A 17,526-nucleotide genomic window follows, 5' to 3' on the forward strand; every position below is an offset into this window, starting at 1 on the left:
CCATGAACTTCTCAGCCTGGTCCATACGCAATCCGATCGCACCGATCCTTGCCTTCGTCGTTCTGATGGTGCTCGGCTATCAGTCCTTCGTATCGCTGCCGATCACCCGTTTCCCCAACATCGATGTGCCGATCGTCTCGATCAACGTGACGCAGAGCGGCGCATCGCCGGCCGAGCTTGAAACGCAGGTCACCAAGGAAATCGAGGACGCGGTCGCGAGCGTCACCGGCGTCGACCATATCCAGTCGACGATCAATGACGGCACGTCGACGACCGCCGTCATCTTCCGCATGGAAGTGCCGACGACCCAGGCGGTGCAGGACGTCAAGGACGCGATCGACCGCATCCGCAGCGATCTCCCCACCTCGATCGAGGAGCCGATCGTCTCCAAGGTCGACGTCGAGGGCCAGGCGATCCAGACCTTCTCCGTCTCCGCCCCCGGCATGTCGCTGGAAGAGCTCTCCTGGTTCGTGGATGACGTCATCAAGCGCGAGATCCAGGGCAAGAAGGGCATCGGCCGTGTCGACCGCTATGGTGGCGCCGACCGCGAGGTTCGGGTCGAGCTCAACGAAGACAAGCTGAATTCGCTCGGCATCACCGCCGCCGACGTCAACGGCCAGCTCCGCCGCATGAACATGGACCTCGGCTCCGGCCGCGGCCAGGTCGGCGGCAGCGAGCAGGCTATCCGTACCCTCGGCGACACCCGCAACGTCGACCAGCTCGCCAACACGATGATCTCGGTGCCGAGCGGTCGCTTCGTGCGCCTCTCTGATCTCGGCACAGTCACCGACACCTATGAGGAGCCACGCTCCTTCTCGCGCTTCAACGGCAATCCCGGCGTGACCTTTGCGGTCTTCCGCGCCAAGGGCGCTAGCGAAGTGAGCGTCGCGGAGACCGTCGCCAAATCGCTCGAAAAGATCCGTGCTGCCAATCCCGATGTCACCATCGAGATGGTCGACGATTCCGTCTACTTCACCTACGGCAACTACGAGGCAGCGCTGCACACGCTGATGGAGGGCGCACTGCTCGCCGTCATCGTCGTCATGCTCTTCCTGCGCAATTGGCGCGCCACGCTGATCTCGGCCGTGGCGCTGCCGCTCTCGGCGATCCCGACCTTCTGGATCATGGACCTGCTCGGCTTCTCGCTGAACCTCGTCAGCTTCCTCGCGATGACGCTCGCAACCGGTATCCTCGTCGACGACGCGATCGTCGAGATCGAGAACATCGAGCGGCACATCCACATGGGCAAGTCGCCCTATCGCGCGTCGATCGAGGCAGCGGATGAGATCGGTCTGGCGGTTATCGCGACGACCTTCACGATCATCGCCGTCTTCGTGCCTGTGTCCTTCATGCCGGGCATTCCTGGCCAGTACTTCATCCAGTTCGGTCTGACGGTTGCCGTCGCAGTGTTCTTCTCGCTGCTCGTCGCCCGCCTGATCACGCCGGTTATGGCGGCCTACCTGATGCGTCCCTCGGACGCAGGCAGCAGTCGCCACGACGAAGACGGCTTCATGATGCGCAACTACACGCGTCTCGTGCGCGCCACGACACACTACTGGTACACGCGCTACCTGACGCTGCTTGCCGCGATCGCCTTCTCCGTTGGGTCGGTATTCGCGCTGATCCTCTATGTGCCCGGCAGTTTCCTGCCGCCGGAAGACGCCTCGCGCGTCAGCCTGTCGATCGAGCTGCCGCCGGACGCCATGCTCGAGGACACCGACCGAACGACCACGGAGATCTACAACCGGGTCAAGAATATCGAAGGGGTCGACAACATATTCGTCCTTGGTGGCGCTTCGCCGAAGGGCGACCTGGAATTGCGCCGCGCGACCGTGACGGTGCTTCTGAAAAAGCTCGACCATTCGCTCGTAAACAAGATCGTCAACGACGTCATCGGCCGCACGCCACTGATCGGCCCCTACCTACCGAAGATGGCCCCCGCTGGTCGCATCATCCCTCAGTCGCAGATCGAGAAGGAAATCTTCGCCCGCGTCCGTGACATACCGGACGTCCGGGTCATCAAGCTCAACGACCGCGGTGAGCGCGATCTCTCCTTCAACCTGCTCTCCAACAACGAGGCCGATCTCGACCAGGCGGTGGCGACGTTGGAAGGCAAGCTGCGGAGCGACCCGCTGCTGGCCAATGTCAGCCCAGACGGGGCGCTTCCGCGCCCGGAACTGCAGATCCGTCCGCGTGACGAGCAGATGTCGCGCCTCGGCATCACCACGGCGCAGATCTCCGAAGTGATCCGTGTGGCCACCATCGGCGATATCGATGCGGCTTTGACCAAGATCGCGCTCGACGGCCGCCTGATCCCGATCCGCGTTCAGATCAACCGCGATTTCCGCACCGATATCGCCGCCATCCGCAACCTGAAGATCACGACCGCTTCGGGCACGACGGTGCCGCTCTCGAGTGTTGCCGACATCAACTATTCGGAAGGTCCGAGCTCGATCAAGCGCTACGACCGCAACCGCGTCGTGACGCTTGGGGCGGACCTGCCGGTCGGCGTCGCACTGAATACCGCCTCGGACCGCTTCAAGCAGATCGCCGGCCAGGCCGGTTTGCCGAAGTCCGTCGAGTTCCTCGAAAGCGGTGACGCTGAGGTTCAGGCGGAGATGCAGCAGAGCTTCGGCAACGCCATGCTGCTTGGGCTGATGCTGGTGCTGGTGGTGCTGATCCTGCTGTTCAAGGACGTGATCCAGCCGTTCACCATCCTGTTCTCGCTGCCACTCGCGATCGGCGGCGTTGCTGCGGCGCTGATCCTGACGCAGAACGCGCTGTCCATGCCGGTGCTGATCGGCATTCTGATGCTGATGGGCATCGTCACCAAGAACGCGATCCTGCTCGTCGATTTCGGCATTGAGATGATGCACCACGGCATGGACCGCCAGATGGCAATGATCGAGGCCGGCCGCAAACGCGCCCGTCCGATCATCATGACCTCGATCGCCATGTCGGCGGGCATGCTGCCCTCCGCGCTTGGCGTCGGCGAAGGCGGCTCGTTCCGCGCGCCGATGGCGACCGCCGTGATCGGTGGCATCATCGTTTCGACGGTGCTGAGCCTGGTGATCGTGCCGTCGTTCTTCCTGATCATGGACGACCTCTCGCGGCTACTCGCCCGCCTCTTCGGGCGGTTCGTCGGCCAGAAGGACGAAGAGAACCTTCCGCTCGACCGCGAAGCCCTGACGGGTCTGGTGCATGAGCAGAGCAAGACGATCGAAGGCCTGGAAGACCGGCTGAAGACGCTGGAATCGGACCAGAGCAAGGGACGACCCGGCGGCAAGGTCATCAACCATCCGGCGCTCGCCGCCGAATAGGCCAGGTCTGAAGCGGCGCTTCGCCCGGGACTGTCACAATCCAGGAACGAGCCCGCGCCCTGCAAGCGCGGGCTTTTTGTCATTCTTATTTGATCGAGGTCAAACCACCTTCCGCCAAGCTTTATTACCTTGCACTTGGATCTTACTCAGGACGGGTGTGATGAAGACGTTGCGATTGAACTCGAACGATAGGGCGGTGCTGCTCGGTTCTTGCTTCTTCGGGAAGCTGCCGATGGCGGCAACGAACGCAATTCTGGAGGATGTGGTCGTTTCAACCCACGAGGAGCACGACATCCTCTTTGGCCAAGGCGAGCCGCTCGATCACGTCTTTTTCGTTCTTTCCGGCCTGGTGCGTCTCTACCGGCTGGGCAAGGACGGACGCGAGGCGGATATCGCCGTGTTTCCGCGAGGTGAGCTTTTCGGTGAAAGCGCCATGTTCCTCGGCAACCGCGCCACGGCCAACGCCCAGACGATCGAGACGACGATGCTCGCCCGCATCGACAGCCGCAAGCTGCGCAAACTCGCCGAGCAAACGCCTGAAGTCGCCGACGCGTTGATGCTGCTACTGTGCCGGCACGCGCAAATGGCGGAAGATTGCCTGGCGGAAGACCGGCTGCTGACGGCCCCGCAGCGGGTCGCGAGCTATATTCTCGGGAACTGCCCGGACGGCATCACGAACTTTTCCTTCCGCCTGCCCTTCCAGAAGAATGTGCTGGCCGGCAAGCTCGGCCTGGCGCCGGAAGCACTCTCGCGCGCTTTCTCGGCACTTCGCCGCTCGGGCGTGACGGTCAAGGGCCGCGTGATCGAGATTCACGACCGGCAGGCGCTCGAACGCTTCTGACGCGCCGACCAAGATTCGGCTGTCAGAAGCCTGGCGGCATCACAGCCCGCCGTGCAGCGTCAGGAAATCGACGATTCGGTTGATGCCGTCTCCGCGTTTCATGTCCGTGAACACGAAGGGCTTTTCCGCCCGCATCCGCGTCGCATCCCGCTGCATGACGTCGAGATCGGCCCCGACATAGGGAGCCAGATCCTTCTTGTTGATGACGAGCAGATCGGACTTCGTGATGCCCGGCCCGCCCTTGCGCGGGATCTCCTCGCCCTGGCAGACGGAAATGACATAGATCGTCAGATCGGCAAGGTCGGGCGAAAAGGTCGCCGCGAGATTGTCGCCGCCGGATTCGATGAAGACGACGTCGAGATCAGGGATACGCCGGTTGAGATCGGCAATTGCCTGCAGGTTGATCGTCGCGTCCTCGCGGATCGCCGTGTGCGGGCAGCCGCCGGTCTCGACGCCGACGATGCGGTCGGACGGCAGGGCCTGCATGCGCACCAATGCTTCGGCATCTTCCTTGGTATAGATATCGTTGGTGACGACGGCGACGGAATACTTCTCCCGCATCGCCTTGCAGAGCTTGTCGGTCAGCGCCGTTTTGCCCGAGCCCACCGGCCCGCCGATGCCGATACGAAGGGGACCGTTCTTCGATGCCATCTGGATGTCCTTTCAAGGGGTCTCTTCCTAGGATCGGAAGAGCCGAGAATGCAGGGTTTCGTGTTTCAAGGCCGAAATATCCGCCATGATCGTGGCCGAACCCAGATCGTCGAGCGAGGCGTTGGCCGCTTTGCCTGCCGTCGCCGCGATGATCGGTTCGAGCGCCGCGATCACGCCGACGCCATCCCGCTGGCCGATGACGCCGCAGCGGATCACCACCGAAACGGCATTCGAAACGGCGGCGTTGAGAAAGGCGGCAAGCGCAGGTTCGAGGCCCGTTTCATGGGCGCCCGCGACGGCACCGACCGCCACGGGATAGACGGTCTCCGGGAGCGCATCAAGAACCGGGTGCGGCCATGACCGCGCAGCCACCAGAAACGCCTGGCCCTGCAACGTGGTTTCCGTATGCCGCTCGCGGCTTCCCGCCAGAGCTTCGGCAAGGTCTGCGACCGCGGCCAGCCGGACGCTGTCATTGACGGCACGATAGCTCTCGGCAAAAAGCAGCGCATCGTTCCAGCCGGAGCCGTGGCAAAGGACTGTCTCCAACCAGGAGCGAAGCTCCTCCGCATCGGTGATGAGGCGATCATGAACCGCCTGTTCAAGCCCGCTGGAATAGGAGAAGGCACCGACCGGGAAGGCCGGAGACATCCAAGTCACCAGGCGAAGCAGAGCTTGCGTATCGAGCCGCTCAGCCATGATGGTGATGGCTGTGGCCATGGTTGTGACCGCCGGCGTGGTAGGCGCCGCGCAGCGGCTGGAAGGGTTCCGAAACCTCGCTCACCTGCGCGCCCAAGCCTTCGAGCATCTGGCGGATGACCGGATCGCGGGCAATCAGAATGCGGTTCGGCTCGATCTGCGCAGGCAGATGGCGATTGCCGAGATGCCAGGCGAGTTCGATGAGATGCAGCGGATCACGCGGACAGATTTCGAAGAGCATTTCTGGTGCGGCAACGATCCGGATATAGCCGCCGCCTTCGAGCACCAGAAGGTCGCCATCGGCGAGCATCACCGCTTCCTTGAGGTCGAGCATCACCACATCGTCGTTTTCGAGGTGCAGCAACTTGCGGCGAAGATGACGGGCGTCGTGCGCAAGCGTCACGCTGTGAAGCGGAGTCGTGCCGGCTGGGCCCGGCGAAAGCACCTGGGTGGAGCGGTACGGCATCTTCAGAGCACCTCGACCTTTTCCGGCGACACAAGCTCGATGCGCGCCTCGATGAGCAGATCGGCCATGGCTGCCTGGAAGGCTTTCAGATGCGGCTCTTCGAAATGCGCATCGACAGCCGCCTTGTCCTTCCAGGTCTCGACGAACACCAGCGCGTCCGGATCGGCAGGCTTGCGGTAGAGGTCGTAACTGATGCAGCCGGCCTCGCGGCGCGTGGCCTCGATCAGCGGTGCTGCCAGCGACACGACGTCATCTCCCTTGCCCTTGTGCGCGGTCAGGTAGGCGATAATGTAAACCATTGAACCCTCGATATCTTTTGTGCCCGCCAGTGTATCAAGAATTCGCTTCTGCGCCAGTCGCAGAGCCGGTTTTCAACCATCTGGCATGCAGCTCCCGAACAACAAAAAGCCCGAAGACCGGATCCGATTTTCGGGCTTTTTCAATTCAGAAAAAGAAGCGTTCTGGCCGCATCAGGCAGCAAGCTTCTGAGACTTCAGCGTCTCCAGAATGTTCTGCGGCGAGGAAACGCCGTAGGGGTCGCTGTCGCAATTGTCGGAGTAGCCTTCTTCCTCGAACCACTGCTCCACGACGCCGTTGTTGACGACGGCGGCGTAGCGCCAGGAGCGCATGCCGAAGCCGAGATTGTCCTTGGCAACGAGCATGCCCATCTTGCGGGTGAACTCGCCCGAACCGTCCGGGATCAGCTTGACGTTTTCGAGGCCCTGCGACTTGCCCCAGGCATTCATGACGAAGGCGTCGTTGACCGAGATGCAGTAGATTTCGTCAATGCCTTCGGCGCGGAAGTCGGCCGTCAGCTTTTCGAAATCAGGCAACTGGTAGGTCGAGCAGGTCGGCGTGAATGCGCCCGGCAGCGAGAACAGCACGACGCGCTTGCCGGCGAAGTAATTGTCGGAGGACACGTCCTCCCAGCGGAACGGATTCGGGCCGCCAACGGCCTCGTCGCGAACGCGGGTGCGGAACGTTACAGCGGGTACTTTTCTGCCAAGCATCGTCATCTCCTTTGGATCACGATGAATTTGGACCGGCTCGACCCAAAACCATGAACGTGATCACATCCATCAAGTTAGAGCGGGATGCCGGCGGAAAACCGCAAACACGTTTCCGCATCCCGCTCTCGTTCGGCTCTCGGTCGGCAGGTCTTGGGAGGATTTCTGACAACCGAGAACGATCAGCCGCTTTCCTATCGGATATTGCGCTGCGGCGCAGCACGAAAGGCCTCGATTCACATGCGGGCATGGCAGCCATGCGATGATCGCATGGCTGCGTGACACCTCAATTGTGGATGCGCAAGGATAGTCCGAGGCTCGGCGGAACCGGGTTCCATAGGCCGGTTCTCAAGCCCGCCTCACGCAGCGCCCGCGCTGTCCATGTGTTGCAGCCGAAGAGCGCGTTGAACCTGCCCTCGGCTTCGAAGAAGCGGTCATTGCCATTGTAGGAGAAGCCGTCGACCGGAACGACAGTCCCGGCGTCGCGTATGAAACTCTCGGCAATGAAGCCAAGCAGTCGTTCATATCCGGCCGCGTCCAGTTCGAAGCTGGCAACGGAGGCTTGCGGCTCGACGATCCGGCCGGCGATATCCACATGCATGACCGAGCGGTCGAGCGTCAGCGCCTTGAAGACCGGCATGGCCTTCAGCTCCGACCAGGTCGGCGTTTCCAGATAGAAGGAGCGCCCGCCCCAGCCGAAGATCAGCCATTGTGCCTGCGGATGATTGAGCGGCACGCCGGCCGCTTCGATGAAGCCGAACCGCGCCCTCGTTTCCTCCGTCAAGGGCACGGCGATATCCGTGTGGATGGGGCCCGAGAGCACCAGGATGCGCGTCGTCCCTGCTCCCGCCGCAGCGGCGGAAACCGGCAAGAGCGGCCGCGGCAGCAGCGTTCCGAGAACGACCGCCAGGACCGCAGCCAGCAGGCCGAAGAAGGCCCATTTCAGGCCGCGCTTCATCCTCCGTCTCTGCTTGCTCAAAACAGGAAATAGCGCTGCGCCATCGGCACGATCGTCGCCGGCTCGCAGGTCAGCAACTCGCCGTCGGCGCGTACCTCATAAGTCTCCGGATCAACCTCGATATGCGGCGTCAGGCTGTTGTGGATCATGGACGCCTTGCCGATACCGCCGCGGGTGTTCCTGACGGCCACCAGCTGCTTTGCAACGCCGAGCCTGGCGGCAAGACCGGCATCGAGCGATGCCTGCGACACGAAGGTGACCGACGAACTCGTGCGGTTCTTGCCGTAGGCGGCAAACATCGGCCGGTAATGTACCGGCTGCGGCGTCGGGATGGACGCGTTCGGATCACCCATCGGCGCCATGGCGATCGAGCCGCCGAGCAGCACGAAGTCCGGCTTCACGCCAAAGAAGGCCGGGTTCCAGATGACGAGATCGGCGCGCTTGCCAACCTCCAGCGAACCGATCTCGTGGCTGAGCCCGTGGGCAATCGCCGGGTTGATCGTGTATTTGGCGATATAGCGCTTCACCCGGAAATTGTCGTTGTCGCCGGTTTCCTGCGGCAAGGGCCCACGCTGGCGCTTCATCTTGTCGGCGGTCTGCCAGGTGCGGATCGCCACCTCGCCGACGCGGCCCATGGCCTGGCTGTCGGAGGAGATGATCGAGAAGGCGCCGATGTCGTGCAGGATGTCTTCGGCGGCAATCGTTTCCTTGCGGATGCGGCTTTCGGCAAAGGCGATATCTTCGGGGATCGACGGCGACAGGTGATGGCAGACCATCAGCATGTCCAGGTGTTCGGCGAGCGTATTCTTGGTGTAGGGCCGCGTCGGATTGGTCGAGGACGGAATGACGTTCGGCTGGCCGCAGATCTTGATGATGTCAGGCGCGTGGCCGCCCCCGGCGCCTTCGGTGTGGAAGGCATGGATCGTGCGGCCCTTGATCGCCGCGATCGTGTCCTCGACGAAACCGCTCTCGTTCAATGTGTCGGTGTGGATCATCACCTGCACGTCGTATTCGTCGGCCACGCCCAGGCAGCAATCGATCGCCGCCGGCGTCGAGCCCCAATCCTCGTGCAGCTTCAGCGAGGTGGTACCGGCCAGCACCATCTCGACCAGCGCGCCCGGGCGCGACGCATTGCCCTTGCCGGCAAAAGCGATGTTCATCGGGAAGCCGTCGGCCGCTTCGATCATGCGGGCGAGATGCCACGGGCCGGAGGTGCAGGTGGTGGCAAGCGTGCCATGTCCCGGCCCGGCGCCGCCGCCGAGCATGCAGGTGAGCCCGCTGACCAGCGCTTCCTCGATCTGCTGCGGGCATATGAAGTGGATGTGGCTGTCCATGCCGCCGGCGGTGACGATCTTGCCTTCGCCCGCAATCACTTCCGTTCCTGGGCCGACGACGATGGTGACACCCGGCTGCGTATCCGGATTGCCGGCCTTACCGATCCCCGCAATCCGCCCGTCCTTGAGGCCGATATCCGCCTTTACGATGCCCCAGTGGTCGACGATCAGCGCATTGGTGATGACCGTATCGACGGCGCCCTCGGCGCGCGTTGTCTGGCTCTGCCCCATGCCGTCGCGAATGACCTTGCCACCCCCGAACTTCACCTCCTCGCCATAGGTGGTGAAGTCCTTCTCCACCTCGATGAAGAGCTCGGTGTCCGCAAGCCGCACCTTGTCACCGACCGTCGGGCCGAACATGTTGGCATAGGCCGCGCGCGACATCTTGTAGGGCATGGTTCAGGCTCCTTGGGACGAAGAAGAAAGTGGGTGGAGGCGGCGAAGGCGACCGCTCGCCGCCAGCGCGTCGACATAGCGGCGCTCGGCGGCAAAGGGATGCCATTGCCACCCGACATGGCCGAAGCCGGCAACAACGACGTCGTCACCGGCCATCGCGATATTGGACAGGATATCGGCAATGACGATCAGGCCGCTGGATGGGACGACGTAGGGATCAGGTGAGAAGCCGCCGAGATCGTGATCCAGCTGGTCATGCACTGCCACCGGAACGACGCGAAAACCGCGGTTGGTCGAGCGGCTGAAACTTTCGAAACCGATGGTGTAGTCGTCACAGAAATCGTCGAGATCCGGATTTGTTTCGGCAAGCCCGGCCCGCATCGCGGCGAACTTCGCGCCGGATCGGACGCACCAGATTTCGCGGGCCTGGCGCACCGCCGCACTCGTCTTCCAGCGGCCACCGCCGAGCATGGAGAGACCGGGGCGCCCGGTGTTGCAGACGGCGACGATATCGGTCTTGTGGCCACCGGGGCCGACGGAACGGCAATCGTTGAAACGCACGACGATATCGGCGGCATCGATCACCGTGCCAGCTCCGTCAGGCACTTCGCCATTGCCCACGATCATGATGATGCGGCCGCCGCTCAAGGTCTAGTTTCCGTCAGGCTCGACAATGGCCTGGAGTTCCTTCGTCCGGGCCCTGGTTAATTCGGTGAGGCAACCGGAGACGAGCATCGGCTCCATCGAGCCCCCGCGGGCCTCGAAGCCCGAAAGCTCGCATTGGCCGTCACGGTAACCGATCCAGGCGCGCTGCGCCTTCTTCAGGGCCTCTTCCGCGCCAACGTAGTTCGCATCGATCTCGGCGAGTTCCTTGTCCTGCTGCTTTGTCGCTGCCAGTGCCAGCTTGTAGACCTTGTTCAGTTCCGTGTCGGCCGCCTCGTAGTCCTTGTTGGCGCAGATGTTCATGTCCATCTGCGTCACCGCATTCTGGCAGTCGACCTTGTCCTCCTGCGCCAGAGCCGGCGCAAACGGCAAGACCAGAGCGATGGCAAGTACAGCGAGGCGGTTCATAGCTTGCCCATCACCTGCTGGCGGAAGCCATAGACTTCGCGCTTGCCGGAAAGAGGGATCAGCGTCACCTGACGCGTCTGCCCCGGTTCGAACCGCACGGCGGTGCCAGCCGGAATGTCGAGCCGTTGGCCGTAGGCGGCCTTCCGGTCAAACTTCAGCCCGGCATTGGTTTCGGCGAAATGGTAGTGGCTGCCGACCTGGATCGGGCGGTCACCGGTATTGGCAACCTCGATGGTTGTCGTGTCGAGGCCGGCATTGAGCTCGATCTCTCCGGCAGCCGCGATGATTTCTCCTGGGATCATGGTTCTCTCCTCAAGCCGCCTTCGAACCAGCGCAGCCCTGCGGTTTCAGCACCCGCTCGGTGGAGGCCGGATATTTTTCAAGCAGGGCCGCCGGGCGCACCGGCCGGCTGGTGAATTCGCCGCCGCAATTCGGGCAGGTGCCACCGAGCTTTCCGTCGACACAATCGACGCAGAAGGTGCATTCGAAAGTACAGATCATCGCCTCGCGGCTATCCGGCGGCAGATCCTTGTCGCAGCACTCGCAATTGGGGCGCAAAGCCAGCATGCTTGCCTCCTGAGATCAGGGTTGGAGGGATACGGCCGGAAAGGGCCGCGTTTCCTTCGTTTAGCGGATCGGTTCGTGAACGGTGACGAGCTTGGTACCGTCGGGGAATGTCGCTTCGACCTGGATGTCGTGGATCATCTCGGGGATGCCCTCCATCACCTGATCGCGCGTCAGCACCTGGGCGCCCGCCTCCATCAGCTCGGCGACCGAGCGCCCGTCGCGAGCGCCTTCGACGACGAAATCGGTGATCAGCGCGATCGCCTCGGGATGGTTGAGTTTCACGCCGCGCTCCAGGCGCCGGCGCGCGACCATGGCCGCCATGGAAATCAGCAATTTGTCCTTTTCGCGCGGAGTAAGATTCATGCGTCGCCACCGGTTGTTCGTGAAGCAATTCCCAGGAAATCTGCGAAGCGATTTTCCGCCAGGAATTACAAAGTTTCAACGTGTTAGATCATTTCACTGTTTCAATAAAAATGTGAAATGACCTAGAGAACCCAGACTTTCGGCACAGTCTTCTGCTTGCGCAAGTGCGAAATAACGGGGATGAGGATTTTTCTGAGCGCGAACCCATCCGGCGCCACGAAACGGGCGACCAGCTTGTCACGGCCATCGACCTGAAAATGGCTGATGCCGACGCCAGCCTCGCCGTCAATGAGCGATCGAAGACGCGGCAACAAGGGCTCGCAATCGGGGCCGACATAGAGGAGCGTGGCAAAGGCGGCTGCGCCATCGAGCACCGCCCGGCGCTGGCCGAGACTGGCGATCTCTCCGGCAAGTGCCAGATTGTCCGCATGCAGCAGCTTGCCGTCGGCGCGGATGCGCCAGCGATCGCGGAAGAGCCCGGTTTGCACCACCTCGCCCCTCGCCTTGCGGCCGAGCAGAACGGCCTCCACCGCCAGGAAAGTCGCGTCCGCGGCAAGCTCCACCTCCAGCGAACGCGACAGGGAGGCGCGGTCGAAGAGGATCGTCTCCTGTGGCAGCCAGTCGACGCGCGCGCCGGCGGCAACCTCGATACGCGTGGCCACCTCGACCGTATCGGCGCTCGCCTTATAGATCTTCTCGCAGGCCTGCGTCGTCACCGCCACATCGGTTCCGGCCCTTGCCGCAACCTCCCAGACCATGCGGTCGCCGCCGGTGAGGCCGCCGGAGGAATTGATCAGCACCGCTTCCATGGAGGCGTCGAAGGTCTTCGGCAGCCGGATCTTGGCGCAGCCTTCCTGATAGAGCTCGGCAATGCGGCTTTGGCCGAGCGCCGCCTTGGCGACCAGCCGCCCCTTCCCCCAGGCCCGTTGCGGGGCGATGCTTGCTGCCTTGTTCATGTTTCGACCGCCGAGCGGTGTCCTTTAATTCCTGGCGCTGCACCCATTGGGTCGGTCGCCTTGCCTTCGCGCTATCGTCCGCATCGCGGAACGACAAGTCAAGTTATTGTTTTGCAAAGAAAATCGCCAGGATGCTGCATTTCCATGCAGGCGCTGCGCAGAAAACAGGCAGCCGCTTACGCCACGCGATCCGGTGGCTCGCGGCCCTCGAAGAAAGCGGTGACGTTGACGACCACCTTCATACCCATGGCAACCCGCGTTTCCTCAGTGGCACTGCCGAGATGCGGGAGCAGCACGACATTTTCGAGCCTGCGCAGACGCTCCGGCACATTCGGCTCCGCCTCGAAGACATCGAGGCCGGCACCGCGAATGACGCCGTTTTCGAGAGCGGCAACCAGGGCCGCTTCATCGATGACATCGCCGCGCGCCGTATTGACGAGGTAGGCGCCCGGTTTCATCAGCGCCAAGCGTTCCGCATTGATCAGATGCCGATTTTCGCCACCACCGGGGCAGTGCAGCGAGACGAAGTCCGAAGCTTTCAGTACATCCTCGACGGTGTCCAATTGACGGGCGCCGTAGCGGCTCGCTTCCGCCGGGTCGATGCGCGAACGGTTGTAGAAGACGACATCCATGTCGAAGCCGAAGTGGCAGCGTTTGGCCATCGCCTTGCCGATGCGGCCAAAGCCGATGATCCCGAGCGTCTTGCCGGTGACCTTGCCGCCGATCATGTGGGTCGGGCGCCATCCGGTCCATTCGCCGGCGCGTACCTGGCGTTCGCCCTCACCCGCCCGGCGCGCGACAGCAAGCAGCAGCGTCATGGCAATGTCGGCGGTGCAATCGGTCAGAACACCCGGCGTGTTGGTCACGACGATCTTGGCGGCCTTGGCGGCCGCGACGTCGATGTGGTTGTAGCCGACGCCATAATTTCCAAGGATCTTCGCCCGGAGGCCGCCGCCGGCGAAGAGTTCGGCCGGAAGCCGATCGGAAACGGTTGGGAGAACGGCGTCATAGGTCCGGAGCGCATCGGCAAGCCCTTCGGCCGTCATCGGCACGTCCCCTTCGTTCAAGGTGACGTCGAACCGCTCGGCAAGCACCTGTTCCACCGCCCCCGGCCAGCGACGGGTGACGAGAATGCGGGGTTTCGAGCTCATGCCTGCCTCCGGAACAGAATCGTCGAGAGATAGTGCACGAAACGGCGCGACGCGACAGCCATCTCGACACGCGAAACACCTATCACGAAAAGCGAAGAAGAGGCGCCGTTGCAGGCGCCTCTTCCCGTGACTTCAAACGCATCAAGCCTTGGCGAAGGCGAGCAGGTCGGCGTTGAGCTGATCCTTGTGCGTGTCGGTGATACCATGCGGCGCACCGGCATAAACCTTGAGCTCGGCATGCGGGACAAGCGTCTTCGAGGCCCGTGCGGCCGCATCGATCGGCACGATCTGGTCGTCGTCGCCATGGATGATCAGCGTCGGCACGTCGAACTTTTTCAGATCTTCGGTAAAGTCGGTCTGCGAGAAGGCGACGATCGAGTCATAGGTGTTCTTGTGACCGCCCATCATGCCCTGCAGCCAGAAACTGTCGATCATGCCTACAGAGGCAACCGCGCCCGGGCGGTTGAAGCCGAAGAACGGGCCCGAGGCGATATCGCGGTAGAGCTTCGAACGATCCTTGAGGCTTGCCGCCTGCAGGCCGTCGAACACTTCCTTCGGCAGGCCGCCGGGATTGTTGTCGGTCTTGACCATCAGCGGCGGTACCGCCGAGATCAAACCGGCCTTGGCGACGCGGCCCGTGCCGTGGCGGCCGATGTAACGGCTGATCTCGCCGCCGCCGGTGGAAAAGCCGGCAAGGAAGATGTCCTTCAGATCCAGCGCGTTGATCAGATCGGCAAGGTCGTCGGCATAGTGATCCATGTCGTTGCCGTCCCAGGGCTGCGACGAGCGGCCATGGCCACGGCGGTCATGGGTGATGACGCGGAGGCCATTGTTGGCGAGGTGGAAGGCCTGCGCTTCCCAGCTGTCCGACGACAGCGGCCAGCCGTGGCTGAGCACGACGACCGGACCATCCTTCGGGCCCCAGTCCTTGTAATAGATCTCGACGCCATCGCGGGTGATGATGCGGCTGCCCGAAATCCCCCCACCTTGCGAACCGGCGCTCGACTGGTTGTTACTTGCCGCTGACACGTCGGCGGCCTTGGCCGGGCTGTTGACGGCCGATACGGCTGCAGCGGTCGCCGCAGCGCCGAAAGCGGCCGAGAGGACATCACGGCGGGAGATGCTGCTGGTTTCGGTCCTGCTGACTGCCTTGCTCATGGAGACGCTCCTTCTTCCCTGCGGTCATGCCGCGTTGCCGATAAATAATTAACGATTAGATCGTGCGCGATATATTCGAACTTAAATCGCCATCGATTAGATCGTGCACAAAGCTTTATAATGCGGTCGCACACCTGTCAATGCCTTGCGATTATATCGCGAACGATTTATTTTGAGGAAATGACAGGAGAGAACGATGACTGGCACCGAACTCAAAGATGACGATGCGATGCTGACGCTCGATAGTTTCCTCTGCTTTGCGGTCTATTCCGCAAACCACGCCTTAACGCGCATCTACAAGCCTCTGCTGGAGGAACTCGACCTCACCTACCCGCAATATCTCGTGATGGTGCTGCTGTGGGAAAAGGACGACCAGACCGTCGGCAGCCTCGGCGAACGGCTCTTCCTGGAATCGAGCACACTCACCCCGATGCTGAAGCGCCTCGAAGCCGCCGGCTACATCGCCCGCGTGCGGGATAAGACAGACGAGCGGCAGGTCCGAGTGCAATTGACCGATATGGGCAAGGCACTGCGCCGGAAGGCGGTCGATGTGCCGCGCGGCCTCACTGAGGCAACCAAACTCGGCGCCGATGATCTCGAGCGGTTGCGCGCCGAAGTCTCGTCACTGCGAGACACCTTGCTGAAGTAGCCAATCGCTGCGCCAAAGCCCCATCGCTAGTCTAGATGAACGCAGAAGGGATGCTTGGCCTTTGTTTCTAGAGCGCCGAGCGTTCAGACGAACGCACAAAGGACGCTCCACAGCGCCGCGCGTCTTATCAGACGCGCAAAGGTCGCTGCAGCACTTTGAATTGCTGCATGTTTTTGTCCTTTAATCGGATACGATTAAAGGAAACATGCAGTAGCACTTCGATTGTAGAGCATCTTTCCGCCTCCAGCGGCTCCACTTGAAAGCGGGATACTCTCGGCATCGCCAAAAAGAAAAGCCCGGCGATCGCTCGCCGGGCCTAACAGATCGGACGCGAGGTCCGAAATCAGAACTACTCGTTCTGGAAGTAGGTGTACTTGCCGTCGTCGCCCTTCTTCCAGGTGTACATGACGTAGTCCGGGCGGGTGATGTCGCCCTTTTCGTCATAGCCGAGTTCGCCGATCGCGGTCTTGAACGGACCCTTGGCCTTGATCGCTTCGGCAACCGCCTGCGCATCGGTCGTGCCGCCAGCCTTCGCAGCTTCTGCGATGACCTGGAGAGCTGCGTAGGAATAGAGCGTATAGGCTTCCGGCTCGAAGCCGGCAGCACGGAACTTCTCGACGAGTTCCTTGGAAGCGGGGTTCTTGCGCGGATCCGGCGCGAAGGTCATCAGCGTGCCGTCGACGGCGTCGCCGGCGATCGAGGCCAGTTCGTTCGAAACGATACCGTCACCCGACATCATCGTTGCCTTCAGGCCCTGGTCCTTCATCTGGCGCATGATCAGGCCGGCCTCGGTGTGCAGACCGCCCCAGTAGACGACCGAAACGCCGGCTTCCTTCATCTTGGCGATCAGTGCGGAGAAGTCCTTGTCGCCGATGTTGACACCTTCATAGAGGGCTTCGGTGAGGCCGGCTTCGTTCATCGCCTTCTTGGTTTCATCAGCAAGACCCTGACCATAGGGGGTCTTGTCATGAATGACGGCGATCTTCGCGTCTTTATGGTTGGCGGCGAGGAAGGCGCCGGCAACTGCGCCCTGCTGGTCGTCACGGCCGCAGGTGCGGAACGTGTTCCACATACCGCGCTCGGTGAACTGCGGGTTGGTAGCAGACGGCGTGATCTCCAGGATGCCGTTTTCGGCATAGACTTCCGATGCCGGGATCGACACACCGGAGTTGAAGTGACCAACGACGAACTTCACACCGTCAGCGACGAACTTGTTGGCGACCGAGATGCCCTGCTTCGGGTCCGAAACGTCGTCGCCGAGCACAAGCTTGATTTGTTCCCCGTTGATACCGCCAGCGGCGTTGATGTCGGCAGCGGCCTGTTCGGCACCTTTCTGGAGCTGCGCACCGAAGGCGGCGTTCGGGCCAGTCAGCGGGCCGGCGACACCAACGAGAATATCAGCCCAGGCCGTGCCGCTGAAGGCGACCATTGCCGTCAGCGCAACGGCCGACAGAAGAGATTTTTTCATTCTTGTTACTCCCAAATATTCGAGCGGGTCTCGTTATCAACCTGCGCAATGCCCACCATAGTTGCGCCGGTGTTTCCTTCGCACCGGCCGCGGCGGACCGGCACGCGCTGTTCCCTTTATTTGGTTTTCCAGGAGAAGGGTGAAGCCTTCTCGTAGAGCCAGTAGTAGATTTTGGTCATTTGCTTGGTCCGGTAGTACCGGAAAGCTACGGTAGCAAACAACAAAAGCACGATCGTGTCCACGATATAGTATTGCAGGCTGAACATCGTGCCGCCGAAGAGGGCGTGATGGATGAAACGGATCGCCAGCCCGAGCAACGCCACGTAGAGCAGCAGCCGCGGAACGTTATGCCAACTTTCGGCCACGCTCTTGCCCGTGCGCCAGGCGGTCCAGCCGCCAAGCACGCAGCTTATGAAAAGAAACTGCCAGATCGACGCTTCTTCGTAGAGAATTCCCTGCATGTCACTTGCTCCA

General features: G+C 62.1%; 20 protein-coding genes. 3 read left to right on the plus strand and 17 right to left on the minus strand.

Annotation, left to right across the window (positions count from 1 at the left end; translation table 11 throughout):
• Nucleotides 1-2: 2 nt before the first annotated feature.
• Both IB265_RS12910 and IB265_RS12915 read left to right on the plus strand, forming a co-directional pair.
• Complete coding sequence (locus IB265_RS12910; RefSeq protein ID WP_112948222.1) at nt 3-3,320, plus strand: efflux RND transporter permease subunit; 3,318 nt, start codon at nt 3-5, stop codon at nt 3,318-3,320.
• Between the two features lie 160 nt (nt 3,321-3,480).
• Nucleotides 3,481-4,161 (plus strand): Crp/Fnr family transcriptional regulator, encoded by a 681-nt coding sequence (locus IB265_RS12915; protein WP_057249041.1) that lies wholly within the window; start codon nt 3,481-3,483, stop codon nt 4,159-4,161.
• A 39-nt stretch (nt 4,162-4,200) separates the two neighbouring features.
• Here IB265_RS12915 and ureG read toward each other — a convergent pair whose 3' ends face one another.
• From ureG to IB265_RS12990, 15 genes are all read right to left on the minus strand, one after another.
• Nucleotides 4,201-4,812 (minus strand): urease accessory protein UreG, encoded by a 612-nt coding sequence (ureG, locus tag IB265_RS12920; RefSeq protein WP_057249040.1) that lies wholly within the window; start codon nt 4,810-4,812, stop codon nt 4,201-4,203.
• A 27-nt stretch (nt 4,813-4,839) separates the two neighbouring features.
• A complete protein-coding gene (locus IB265_RS12925) occupies nt 4,840-5,508 on the minus strand; it encodes an urease accessory protein UreF (RefSeq protein ID WP_057249126.1) in 669 nt (222 codons plus the stop codon).
• Entirely contained in the window at nt 5,501-5,974 is a 474-nt protein-coding gene (gene ureE, locus IB265_RS12930) for an urease accessory protein UreE (RefSeq protein ID WP_057249039.1), read from the minus strand. Before ureE ends, IB265_RS12925 begins: the two co-directional genes overlap by 8 nt.
• A gap of 2 nt (nt 5,975-5,976) precedes the next feature.
• Entirely contained in the window at nt 5,977-6,273 is a 297-nt protein-coding gene (locus tag IB265_RS12935) for a putative quinol monooxygenase (RefSeq protein ID WP_082615759.1), read from the minus strand.
• 171 nt (nt 6,274-6,444) lie between these two features.
• Nucleotides 6,445-6,984 carry a peroxiredoxin gene (locus tag IB265_RS12940; protein ID WP_057249037.1) on the minus strand — a complete coding sequence of 180 codons (540 nt, stop codon included), beginning with the start codon at nt 6,982-6,984 and terminating at the stop codon, nt 6,445-6,447.
• 283 nt (nt 6,985-7,267) lie between these two features.
• Entirely contained in the window at nt 7,268-7,939 is a 672-nt protein-coding gene (locus IB265_RS12945; RefSeq protein ID WP_057249036.1) for a TIGR02117 family protein, read from the minus strand.
• A 17-nt stretch (nt 7,940-7,956) separates the two neighbouring features.
• A complete protein-coding gene (gene ureC / locus IB265_RS12950) occupies nt 7,957-9,669 on the minus strand; it encodes an urease subunit alpha (protein WP_192494809.1) in 1,713 nt (570 codons plus the stop codon).
• Between the two features lie 3 nt (nt 9,670-9,672).
• Nucleotides 9,673-10,317, minus strand: coding sequence for a Urease operon accessory protein (locus IB265_RS12955; protein ID WP_093234875.1), 645 nt, complete (start codon nt 10,315-10,317; stop codon nt 9,673-9,675).
• A 3-nt stretch (nt 10,318-10,320) separates the two neighbouring features.
• On the minus strand, nt 10,321-10,740 hold the full coding sequence (locus IB265_RS12960; protein WP_057249034.1) for a lysozyme inhibitor LprI family protein: 420 nt from the start codon (nt 10,738-10,740) through the stop codon (nt 10,321-10,323).
• The gene (locus tag IB265_RS12965) at nt 10,737-11,042 is read right to left on the minus strand and encodes an urease subunit beta (protein WP_057249033.1); all 306 of its coding nucleotides are present in this window, start codon (nt 11,040-11,042) and stop codon (nt 10,737-10,739) included. The genes IB265_RS12960 and IB265_RS12965 overlap by 4 nt, the downstream gene beginning before the upstream one ends.
• A gap of 10 nt (nt 11,043-11,052) precedes the next feature.
• On the minus strand, nt 11,053-11,307 hold the full coding sequence (locus IB265_RS12970) for a DUF1272 domain-containing protein (RefSeq protein WP_057249032.1): 255 nt from the start codon (nt 11,305-11,307) through the stop codon (nt 11,053-11,055).
• 60 nt (nt 11,308-11,367) lie between these two features.
• Complete coding sequence (locus IB265_RS12975; RefSeq protein ID WP_057249031.1) at nt 11,368-11,670, minus strand: urease subunit gamma; 303 nt, start codon at nt 11,668-11,670, stop codon at nt 11,368-11,370.
• 122 nt (nt 11,671-11,792) lie between these two features.
• Entirely contained in the window at nt 11,793-12,626 is an 834-nt protein-coding gene (locus IB265_RS12980) for an urease accessory protein UreD (protein WP_057249030.1), read from the minus strand.
• Nucleotides 12,627-12,802: 176 nt separating this feature from the next.
• On the minus strand, nt 12,803-13,777 hold the full coding sequence (locus IB265_RS12985; protein ID WP_057249029.1) for a D-glycerate dehydrogenase: 975 nt from the start codon (nt 13,775-13,777) through the stop codon (nt 12,803-12,805).
• A gap of 141 nt (nt 13,778-13,918) precedes the next feature.
• Nucleotides 13,919-14,935 (minus strand): alpha/beta fold hydrolase, encoded by a 1,017-nt coding sequence (locus IB265_RS12990; RefSeq protein WP_057249028.1) that lies wholly within the window; start codon nt 14,933-14,935, stop codon nt 13,919-13,921.
• A gap of 196 nt (nt 14,936-15,131) precedes the next feature.
• Between IB265_RS12990 and IB265_RS12995 the strand changes: the two genes are divergently transcribed.
• Nucleotides 15,132-15,584 carry a MarR family winged helix-turn-helix transcriptional regulator gene (locus tag IB265_RS12995; RefSeq protein ID WP_057249027.1) on the plus strand — a complete coding sequence of 151 codons (453 nt, stop codon included), beginning with the start codon at nt 15,132-15,134 and terminating at the stop codon, nt 15,582-15,584.
• Between the two features lie 349 nt (nt 15,585-15,933).
• Here the strand turns inward: IB265_RS12995 and IB265_RS13000 are convergent, their stop codons facing one another.
• Nucleotides 15,934-17,052 (minus strand): branched-chain amino acid ABC transporter substrate-binding protein, encoded by a 1,119-nt coding sequence (locus tag IB265_RS13000; RefSeq protein ID WP_057249026.1) that lies wholly within the window; start codon nt 17,050-17,052, stop codon nt 15,934-15,936.
• Nucleotides 17,053-17,168: 116 nt separating this feature from the next.
• Complete coding sequence (locus IB265_RS13005) at nt 17,169-17,513, minus strand: DUF6867 family protein (RefSeq protein ID WP_057249025.1); 345 nt, start codon at nt 17,511-17,513, stop codon at nt 17,169-17,171.
• Nucleotides 17,514-17,526 lie beyond the last annotated feature (13 nt).

The organism is Ensifer sp. ENS10 (genome assembly GCF_014852025.1).
GTDB lineage: Bacteria > Pseudomonadota > Alphaproteobacteria > Rhizobiales > Rhizobiaceae > Ensifer.

Coding starts and splice junctions, on each gene's coding strand:
- IB265_RS12910 (WP_112948222.1), top strand. CDS start 3: ATGAACTTCTCAGCCTGGTCCATACGCAATCCGATCGCACCGATCCTT.
- IB265_RS12915 (WP_057249041.1), top strand. CDS start 3,481: ATGAAGACGTTGCGATTGAACTCGAACGATAGGGCGGTGCTGCTCGGT.
- ureG (WP_057249040.1), bottom strand. CDS start 4,812: ATGGCATCGAAGAACGGTCCCCTTCGTATCGGCATCGGCGGGCCGGTG.
- IB265_RS12925 (WP_057249126.1), bottom strand. CDS start 5,508: ATGGCTGAGCGGCTCGATACGCAAGCTCTGCTTCGCCTGGTGACTTGG.
- ureE (WP_057249039.1), bottom strand. CDS start 5,974: ATGCCGTACCGCTCCACCCAGGTGCTTTCGCCGGGCCCAGCCGGCACG.
- IB265_RS12935 (WP_082615759.1), bottom strand. CDS start 6,273: ATGGTTTACATTATCGCCTACCTGACCGCGCACAAGGGCAAGGGAGAT.
- IB265_RS12940 (WP_057249037.1), bottom strand. CDS start 6,984: ATGCTTGGCAGAAAAGTACCCGCTGTAACGTTCCGCACCCGCGTTCGC.
- IB265_RS12945 (WP_057249036.1), bottom strand. CDS start 7,939: ATGAAGCGCGGCCTGAAATGGGCCTTCTTCGGCCTGCTGGCTGCGGTC.
- ureC (WP_192494809.1), bottom strand. CDS start 9,669: ATGCCCTACAAGATGTCGCGCGCGGCCTATGCCAACATGTTCGGCCCG.
- IB265_RS12960 (WP_057249034.1), bottom strand. CDS start 10,740: ATGAACCGCCTCGCTGTACTTGCCATCGCTCTGGTCTTGCCGTTTGCG.
- IB265_RS12965 (WP_057249033.1), bottom strand. CDS start 11,042: ATGATCCCAGGAGAAATCATCGCGGCTGCCGGAGAGATCGAGCTCAAT.
- IB265_RS12970 (WP_057249032.1), bottom strand. CDS start 11,307: ATGCTGGCTTTGCGCCCCAATTGCGAGTGCTGCGACAAGGATCTGCCG.
- IB265_RS12975 (WP_057249031.1), bottom strand. CDS start 11,670: ATGAATCTTACTCCGCGCGAAAAGGACAAATTGCTGATTTCCATGGCG.
- IB265_RS12980 (WP_057249030.1), bottom strand. CDS start 12,626: ATGAACAAGGCAGCAAGCATCGCCCCGCAACGGGCCTGGGGGAAGGGG.
- IB265_RS12985 (WP_057249029.1), bottom strand. CDS start 13,777: ATGAGCTCGAAACCCCGCATTCTCGTCACCCGTCGCTGGCCGGGGGCG.
- IB265_RS12990 (WP_057249028.1), bottom strand. CDS start 14,935: ATGAGCAAGGCAGTCAGCAGGACCGAAACCAGCAGCATCTCCCGCCGT.
- IB265_RS12995 (WP_057249027.1), top strand. CDS start 15,132: ATGACTGGCACCGAACTCAAAGATGACGATGCGATGCTGACGCTCGAT.
- IB265_RS13000 (WP_057249026.1), bottom strand. CDS start 17,052: ATGAAAAAATCTCTTCTGTCGGCCGTTGCGCTGACGGCAATGGTCGCC.
- IB265_RS13005 (WP_057249025.1), bottom strand. CDS start 17,513: ATGCAGGGAATTCTCTACGAAGAAGCGTCGATCTGGCAGTTTCTTTTC.